Below are 8,663 nucleotides of genomic sequence, written 5' to 3'. Positions count from 1 at the left end.
GCCGGCGAGGCGGGCGCCGGCTCCGGCCAACCCGGAGTTCACCGCGCCCCCGTCGGCCCCGGCCGCCGGTCCCCGGCCCGGTGCCACGCCCGGCCCCCGTCCCGCAGGTCGCCCCCAGGGCGAGCGCGGACAGGGCGGCGAGCGCGGTGGCCGTCCCGGTGCCCCGCGCCCCGGTGGCGAGCGCGCCCCCCGTCCGGGTGCCCCGCGTCCCGCGGGTCCGCGTCCGGGCAACAACCCCTTCACCTCTGGTGGCTCCACCGGCATGGCGCGCCCGCAGGCGCCCCGTCCCGGCGGTGCGCCCCGACCGGCCGGCGGCGCCGGCGGCCCCGGTGGCCCGCGTCCGCAGGGCGCCGGTCAGGGTGGTCCCCGTCCGCAGGCCGGTCCCGGTGGTCCCCGCCCGACTCCCGGTGGCATGCCGCGTCCCCAGGCCCCGCGCCCGGGTGGCGGCCCCGCCGGTAACCGCCCGAACCCGGGTATGATGCCGCAGCGTCCGGCTGCCGGTCCCCGCCCCGGCGGTGGCCCCGGTGGCGGTCGCGGTCCCGGTGGTCCCGGTGGCGGTCGTCCCGGCGGTGCCGGTGGCGGCGGTCGTCCCGGCTTCGCCGGTCGTCCGGCCGGTCCCGGTGGCGGTGGCGGCGGTTTCGCCGGTCGTCCCGGTGGCGGTGGCGGCGGCGGTCGTCCCGGTGGTCCCGGTGGCGGTGGCGGCGGCTTCGGCGGTCGTCCCGGCTTCGGTGGCCGTCCCGGCGGCCCCGGTGGCCGTGGTGGCACGCAGGGTGCGTTCGGCCGTCCCGGCGGCCCGGCCCGTCGTGGCCGTAAGTCGAAGCGGCAGAGGCGCCAGGAGTACGAGGCCATGCAGGCCCCGTCGGTCGGCGGCGTGATGCTGCCTCGCGGCAACGGCGAGACCGTTCGCCTGTCGCGCGGTGCGTCCCTCACCGACTTCGCCGAGAAGATCAACGCCAACCCGGCGTCGCTCGTCGCGGTCATGATGAACCTCGGCGAGATGGTCACCGCCACGCAGTCCGTCTCCGACGAGACGCTGCAGCTGCTCGGCGACGAGATGAACTACCAGGTTCAGATCGTCAGCCCGGAGGAGGAGGACCGCGAGCTGCTCGAGTCCTTCGACCTCGAGTGGGGCGAGGACGAGGGCGGCGAGGAGAACCTCGTGTCCCGTCCGCCGGTCGTGACCGTCATGGGTCACGTCGACCACGGTAAGACCCGACTGCTGGACGCGATCCGCAAGACGAACGTCGTCGCGGGCGAGGCCGGCGGCATCACGCAGCACATCGGTGCGTACCAGGTCGCCACCGAGGTCAACGGCGAAGAGCGCAAGATCACCTTCATCGACACCCCGGGTCACGAGGCGTTCACCGCCATGCGTGCCCGTGGTGCCAAGTCCACCGACATCGCGATCCTCGTGGTGGCGGCGAACGACGGTGTGATGCCCCAGACGATCGAGGCGCTGAACCACGCCAAGGCGGCCGACGTGCCGATCGTGGTCGCGGTCAACAAGATCGACGTCGAGGGTGCGGACCCGGTCAAGGTGCGCGGTCAGCTGACCGAGTACGGCCTGGTGGCCGAGGAGTACGGCGGCGACACCATGTTCGTCGACATCTCCGCCAAGCAGGGTCTGAACATCGACTCGCTGCTGGAGGCCGTCGTCCTGACGGCGGACGCCTCGCTCGACCTGCGGGCCAACCCGGAGCAGGACGCGCAGGGCATCGCCATCGAGGCGCACCTGGACAAGGGCCGCGGCGCCGTCGCGACCGTCCTGGTCCAGCGAGGCACCCTGCGGGTCGGCGACACGCTCGTCGCGGGCGACGCCTACGGCCGAGTCCGCGCGATGCTCGACGACAAGGGCGAGAACGTGGAAGAGGCGGGTCCCTCGACCCCGGTCCTCGTCCTCGGTCTCACCAACGTCCCGGGCGCCGGCGACAACTTCCTGGTGGTGGACGAGGACCGTACGGCCCGTCAGATCGCCGAGAAGCGTGCCGCCCGTGAGCGCAACGCCGCGTTCGCCAAGCGCGTGCGCCGCGTCTCCCTGGAGGACCTGGACAAGGTGCTCAAGGCCGGCGAGATCCAGCAGCTCAACCTCATCATCAAGGGTGACGCTTCCGGTTCCGTCGAGGCGCTCGAATCGTCGCTGCTCCAGCTCGACGTCGGCGAAGAGGTCGACATCCGGGTCCTGCACCGCGGCGTCGGTGCGGTCACGGAGTCGGACATCGACCTGGCCATGGGCTCCGACGCCATCGTCATCGGCTTCAACGTCCGCGCGGCCGGCCGTGCCGCGCAGATGGCGGAGCGCGAGGGCGTCGACGTCCGGTACTACTCGGTGATCTACCAGGCCATCGAGGAGATCGAGGCGGCCCTCAAGGGCATGCTCAAGCCGGAGTACGAAGAGGTCGAGCTCGGTACGGCGGAGATCCGCGAGGTCTTCCGCTCCTCCAAGCTGGGCAACATCGCGGGTGTCCTCATCCGCTCCGGCGAGGTACGCCGCAACACCAAGGCGCGCCTCATCCGCGACGGCAAGGTCATCGCGGAGAACCTCAACATCGAGGGTCTGCGTCGCTTCAAGGACGACGTCACCGAGATCCGCGAAGGCTTCGAGGGTGGTATCAACCTCGGAAACTTCAACGACATCAAGGTCGACGACGTCATCGCGACGTACGAGATGCGCGAGAAGCCGCGCGGCTGATCCCAGCCACGGCAGCCGGGGCCGGTCGGCGGAAGTATTTCCGTCGATCGGCCCCGGCCGTTCCGTGTACGGTTCTTGGTGTCCCTGCCAAGTGGTTGGCGGGGCCCTGAACCCGAACCGGCGGGACATCCGGGCACACATGTATGTGGGGACTCTCTCCTTCGACCTGCTTCTCGGCGACGTACGGTCGTTGAAGGAGAAGCGATCCGTCGTCCGGCCGATCGTCGCCGAGCTCCAGCGCAAATACGCGGTGAGCGTGGCGGAGACCGGCGGTCAGAACCTCCATCGCCGGGCTGAGATCGGCCTCGCGATGGTCTCGGGGGACGTCGGGCATCTCACGGACGTACTGGACCGGTGCGAGCGCATGGTCGCCGGCCGGCCCGAGGTGGAGCTGCTGTCGGTACGACGGCGGATGCACACCGATGAAGACTGAACGTGCCGCACTGTGGCATGACGAACGTAAGACGAAAGAGGAGAAGGACCGGTGGCCGACAACGCGCGGGCCCGCAAGCTGGCCGATCGCATCCAGGTCGTGGTCGCGGAGACCCTGGACCGGCGTATCAAGGATCCGCGACTGGGCTTCGTGACCATCACGGACGCCCGGGTCACCGGCGACCTGCGGGAGGCCACGGTCTTCTACACGGTCTACGGCGACGACGAGGAGCGGGCGGCGTCCGCGGCGGCGCTGGAGTCCGCGAAGGGCATCCTCCGCTCCGAGGTCGGCAGGCAGACCGGCGTCCGCTTCACGCCGACCCTGTCCTTCGTACCGGACGCCCTGCCGGACAACGCCCGCACCATCGAGGACCTCCTCCACAAGGCGCGGGCCAAGGACGCCGAGGTGCGTGAGGTGTCGACCGGCAAGACGTACGCGGGCGAAGCCGACCCGTACCGCAAGCCGGAGGACGACAACGAGGACGAGGACGAAGCCTCCGAATGACGCAGCAGCACAAGACGCCCGACGGGCTTGTCATCGTCGACAAGCCGTCGGGCTTCACTTCGCACGACGTCGTCGCCAAGATGCGCGGGATCGCCAGGACCCGCCGCGTCGGGCACGCCGGAACGCTGGACCCGATGGCGACGGGCGTCCTGGTCCTCGGCGTCGAGAAGGCCACCAAGCTCCTCGGGCACCTCGCGCTCACCGAGAAGGAGTACCTGGGCACCATCCGGCTCGGGCAGAACACCATCACCGACGACGCCGAGGGCGAGATCACCTCGTCCACCGACGCCTCGGGGGTCACCCGCGAGGCCGTCGACGCGGAGGTCGCCAAGCTGACGGGCGCCATCATGCAGGTGCCGTCCAAGGTCAGCGCCATCAAGATCGACGGCAAGCGGTCGTACGCACGGGTGCGCGGCGGCGAGGAGTTCGACATCCCGGCCCGGCCGGTGACGGTGTCGTCGTTCCAGGTGTATGACATGCGCGACGCCGAGGCGGAGGACGGCACCCCGGTCGTGGACCTCGTCGTGTCGGTCGTCTGCTCCTCCGGTACGTACATCCGCGCCCTCGCCCGCGACCTGGGCGCCGGGCTGGGCGTCGGAGGCCACCTGACGGCACTGCGCCGCACGCGCGTCGGCCCGTACAAGCTGGACGCGGCCCGGACGCTGGACCAGCTCCAGGAGGAGCTCACCGTCATGCCGATCGCCGAGGCCGCCGCGGCCGCGTTCCCCCGCTGGGACGTGGACGAGCGGCGGGCGAAACTGCTGCTCAACGGCGTACGGCTGGACATGCCGGCATACGACTCGGCGCCGGTGGCGGTCTTCGGGCCGGAGGGGCGGTTCCTGGCGCTGGTGGAGGAGCGGAACGGCAAGGCGAAGAGCCTGGCCGTGTTCGGCTGAGGTAGCGCGGTCGTGTTCGGTCGAGGTGCGTCGGCTGTGTATGGCTGAGGGGCGCCGGGAGTGTTTGGTTGACGTGCGTCGGCTGTGTACGGCTGAGGTGCGTCGGCGCGTATCGCTGAGGTGGCGCCGGTCGTGTACGGCTGAGGTAGCGCCGGCGGTGTACGGCTGAAGGCTGGTGGGCTGCGGGTGACCCGCGGGTGGTCTTCGGCGGGGTGTGCGCGGCTTGCGCGGGCTGTGCGCGGCTTACCGTGGAGCGGGCAACGGGCCCTTGCCCGCTCCACGATCCCCCTCCCACAGGGTCTATCCACCCCACGCCCCGAATTCACCCGGTTGGCCAGGCGCTCGGAGTGAAGGGCGGGAGCACTCGGGGGCGCTTTCTCCCGACGTCCTTCTCCCGGTGATCAACTCCGCCCTACCGTCGAACCATGGAACGCGGTGACCGGGCGACGCTGGTGAAGATGTGCGATCCGGCGGGCCGGACACGCGGAACCGGCTTCGTCGCCGATGACCGGGGCACGGTCGTGACCAGCCACGAGGCCGTTGACGGGCTCGTACGGGTAGTGGTGCACGCGCCGGACGGGCGCACCTTCCTCGCCGAGGCCGACGCCATCACCCCGCTGCCCGAATCCGCACTGGCGCTCGTGCGTACCGAGGGCCTCGGGGTACCGCCGCTGCCGATCGCCACCCGCGCGCGCATCGCGACGGGCACGTACGTACGGCTCGCCGCGCGCGGCTGGCGCGACGCACGGGTGCTGGGCGACGCCTCGGTGACCTACACCGCGGCCGACCGGTTCCACCCGGTCGACGACGTGCTGGAACTCGCCATCGGCACGGAGGGCAGGGAAGCGCTGCGGCTGGGCGGCGAGGCCGCGGGCGGGCCGGTCCTGGACGCCGCGACCGGCGCGGTGCTGGGCGTGCTCGGGACGGCACTGCACGCCGGGCACCGGGCGGCCGGGTTCGCGCTGCCGCTCGCGCGGGCCGCCGCCGCGGCGCCCGGCGGACCACTGGCCGAGCTGCTGCGGCGCAACGCCGCCACCGTCCCCGCGTACGGCCGCGACCTCAACCTCGCGGCCGCCCTGGAGCTCGCGACCACGACGGGCGGCTCGGCCGGCGGGCCAAGCGCCTGGCCCGACCCGGTGCAACGACCCGCTGTGGCGCGCGAGCTGGAACGGTTCGCGGCCTCCGACGCGGTGGTCTTCGCCCTCGTCGGCGACCCCGGCACGGGGCGCAGCACCGAGCTGCGCGCGCTCGCCGCCCGCCGGGCCACCGGCCTCGAGCCCGCCCCGACCGTCCACCTGCGCGGTGCCGACCTGCGCGCGGACGACAGCTCCGTGGCCGACGCGGTCGCGCGGGCGCTGCGGCAGGCCGGCCGGATCGTGGCCTGCTCCGGCGCGCCGGGCGAGATGGGCACCGCCACACCCGAGCGGATCGCACGGCTCGCCCTGGACTGGGGCCGCCCCCTCGTCGTCCTCCTCGACAGCCCGGAGGAAATGCCGCCCGTCCTGGCGCACCGGCTGCCCCGGTGGACCGCCGGAACGGTGAGCTGGCTGCGTTCGCACGCCGTGCGTCTGGTGATCGCCTGCCGACCGGAGCACTGGGAACTGGCGGGCGCCCTCTACCCGCCCGGCACGCTGCACCGCCCCGGACGGCCCGCCTGGCGCATGCCCGATGCCCTGCGGATCGGTGACCTCTCGGGACCCGAGGCGACGCGGGCGCGGGAACGGTACGGGCTGCCCGGTGACGCCATCGCGGCGGACGACGCCCGGCACCCGCTGGCGCTGCGGCTCCTCGCCGAGGTGCGGGAGGCCCTGCCCGGCGACGTGCCGGGACGGCCTCGGCGCGAGGAGGTCTTCGCCGCGCACCTGGACCTGATGTGCCTGCGCGTCGCCGTCCGCGTCGCCGCCGCGTCCCGGGCCTCGGCCGGGCCCGCGGCACGTGGCGCGGCGGTACGGCGCCTGGCGGCGCGGGTCGCGGGGCGCGTTCACGAGGCGGCGCGGCGTTGCCTGGGCCCCGGGCACGGGGAGCTGGACCGCGAGGCGTTCGAGGAACTGTTCCCGTGGTCCACCGGCTGGGCGGCAGCCGTCCTGACGGAGGGCCTGCTCGTCCCGGCGGGCGCCGGATACCGCTTCGGGCACGAGGAACTCGCCGACTGGCTCCAGGGCGCCCACCTGGACCTGGACGCGGCGCTCCACTCGCTGGTCCACCGCTGGCACGAGGACGCTCCGGTCGGCCTGCCGTCGCGGGCGGCCGGCGAGGGATCCGGGGCCGAAGCCGCAGCGGCCGGTCTTCCCGTACCGCGCCACCGGATCGGCCCCGTGCTCCAGGCGCTCCTGCTGCTGGACCGTGTCCACGGACCGGCGGCCCTGGTCCGGCGGCTGGACGGCCTGATCGAGGCCCTGGACCGGCTGGCGGACCGCGCGTCCGCGCTGGTGGGCGCTGCCGCGTGGCCCGAGGCGTCTCCGAACGCTTCTCCCGAGGCGTCACCCGAGGCGTCGCGGGTGCGGGACGCGGTCTGGTGGGGGGCGCAGCTGGTGGGGGAGACGCTGCTGCGAGTGCCGGACGTACGGCCGTACCTGGGCGTGCTGCGGCTGCTCGCCGACCGCGTCAGCGCCCGCGCCGTGCGCGAGGGCGGACCCCGGCAGGGCGGACCCCGACAGGGCAGCGGATGCGACGGCGGTGGACGGGACGGTCTCGGTCTCGGCGAGTTCGGGCCGTGGTTCTGGGAGCGGCTGCGGCTTGGCGAGGACGACCGCGTCGACCTGCTGCGGCGCCTGGTCCCCGCCGACGCGACGCCGGGCACGCACGAAGGCACCCGCTATCTGGACGCCGTCGCCGCTCGGCTGGCGGCCGACCCGCGAGGCGTACAGCCCCTGCTGTGCCGCTGGTTCACCGACGAGCGGCCACTGCCCGCCGAAGGCGGTGCCCACGCACGCCACGTGCCCCCCACCGTCGCCGGGGCCGCGCAGGCCCTGCTGTATGCCCACCGTCACCTGGCCGTCGACGACCTGTGCGAAGCGCTCATCACCACCGCCCACCCGCGCGCCCACGAGCTGCTCACCGCCCTCGCCGAGGACGAGCCGTCCGCGCTGTGCCGGGCCGTCGACCACTGGGCCCACGACGACGCACGACCCGGCCGGCGCACGGCCGCCGCCGCGCACGGGCCGCTCGTCGCCCGGCACGTCACCGACGACGCCGACCGCGAACTCCTCCGCTACGCCGCCCTCGCGCTGCTCGCCCGCCCCGGCGACCTCGCCCTGCACGGGCCGGCCCTCTCCCTCCTCGTACGCGACCCGCAGACCCGCGCCCGCCACCTCCCACAGGCCCTGACCGCCTTCCGCGCCGGCGCGCCCGGACTGCCCGCGAGCGCGCTGGCCACCGCCCTGAACACCCACCCCGAGCCGGTCCTCGCCGCGTTCCGGACCCGGCTGGCGGCGGGCCCCGGGCCGTGGGCCGAGGACGTACTGACCGCCCTCGCCGCGGTCACCACGCCCGCGCTCGCCCGGCGCGCGGCCACGCTCGTCGTCGAGTACGTCGACCGCCACCCGCGGGGCGCCGTCCACGCCGCCGCGTACGTCGACCGGCGCCTGGAACAGGGCCCGGCCGCCCGCGCCGTGCTGTTCCCGCTGGTCAGCGCGCTGCTGCGGGGGCGCCCCCTTGAGGTGCGCAGGGCGCTGGCCCCCGTCCTCGCGGCGCCGGGCACGCGCGCGTCCGCCGCGCTGCGGGCCGAGCTCCTCGACGTACTGCTGGAGTCGGAGGAGCACGAGGAGTACGACGCGTACGAGGCGTACGGCAGCCGCGACGTGGCCGTGCCCGACGCGCTGCTGCGAGCCGCCGCGCTCGGCTGGTCGCGTCGGCCCGAGCCGCGCACCCGGGAGCTGGTGCACCGCACCGGGCGCCTCCTCATCCGTACGCCCGAGGGAGCCACCTGCTTCGACCGGCGGCTCGTGGAGCTGGCCCGCGAGTTCCCCGGCTTCGGCGCCCTGGTCGCGCGATGGCTGGCCCAGGAACCGCACGCATGGGCGACGGTCGTCGGGCCGAGCACGCGCCGCACGCTCCTGGGCAGCGCCGGTCCGACACCGATGCGGGTCGAGAGCTGCGGGCATGGCAGTCTTAGACCTGCGTAATCGGTCATGACGTACAC

General features: G+C 74.0%; 5 protein-coding genes. All 5 read left to right on the top strand.

Annotated elements, in window-relative coordinates; genetic code table 11:
* A partial coding sequence (gene infB, locus QWM81_RS26085) for a translation initiation factor IF-2 (protein WP_290114815.1) occupies positions 1 to 2,689 on the top strand: 2,689 nt, incomplete at its 5' end.
* Between the two features lie 139 nt (positions 2,690 to 2,828).
* On the top strand, positions 2,829 to 3,122 hold the full coding sequence (locus QWM81_RS26080; RefSeq protein ID WP_290114814.1) for a DUF503 domain-containing protein: 294 nt from the start codon (positions 2,829 to 2,831) through the stop codon (positions 3,120 to 3,122).
* Between the two features lie 51 nt (positions 3,123 to 3,173).
* Positions 3,174 to 3,626 carry a 30S ribosome-binding factor RbfA gene (gene rbfA / locus QWM81_RS26075; protein ID WP_290114813.1) on the top strand — a complete coding sequence of 151 codons (453 nt, stop codon included), beginning with the start codon at positions 3,174 to 3,176 and terminating at the stop codon, positions 3,624 to 3,626.
* Entirely contained in the window at positions 3,623 to 4,522 is a 900-nt protein-coding gene (truB, locus tag QWM81_RS26070; protein ID WP_290114812.1) for a tRNA pseudouridine(55) synthase TruB, read from the top strand. Before rbfA ends, truB begins: the two co-directional genes overlap by 4 nt.
* Positions 4,523 to 4,947: 425 nt before the next feature.
* A complete protein-coding gene (locus tag QWM81_RS26065) occupies positions 4,948 to 8,646 on the top strand; it encodes a S1 family peptidase (protein ID WP_290114810.1) in 3,699 nt (1,232 codons plus the stop codon).
* The last annotated feature ends 17 nt before the right edge of the window (positions 8,647 to 8,663 follow it).

This window comes from Streptomyces ficellus (assembly GCF_030406405.1).
Classification (GTDB): Bacteria; Actinomycetota; Actinomycetes; order Streptomycetales; family Streptomycetaceae; genus Streptomyces; species Streptomyces ficellus_B.
Note: the sequence above shows the minus strand (reverse complement) of the source record. Positions and strands in the feature narration are given on the sequence as shown.

What these genes read in the sequence shown, in the direction of transcription:
- truB (WP_290114812.1), top strand. Translation starts at nt 3,623, where the DNA reads ATGACGCAGCAGCACAAGACGCCCGACGGGCTTGTCATCGTCGACAAG.
- QWM81_RS26065 (WP_290114810.1), top strand. Translation starts at nt 4,948, where the DNA reads ATGGAACGCGGTGACCGGGCGACGCTGGTGAAGATGTGCGATCCGGCG.
- QWM81_RS26080 (WP_290114814.1), top strand. Translation starts at nt 2,829, where the DNA reads ATGTATGTGGGGACTCTCTCCTTCGACCTGCTTCTCGGCGACGTACGG.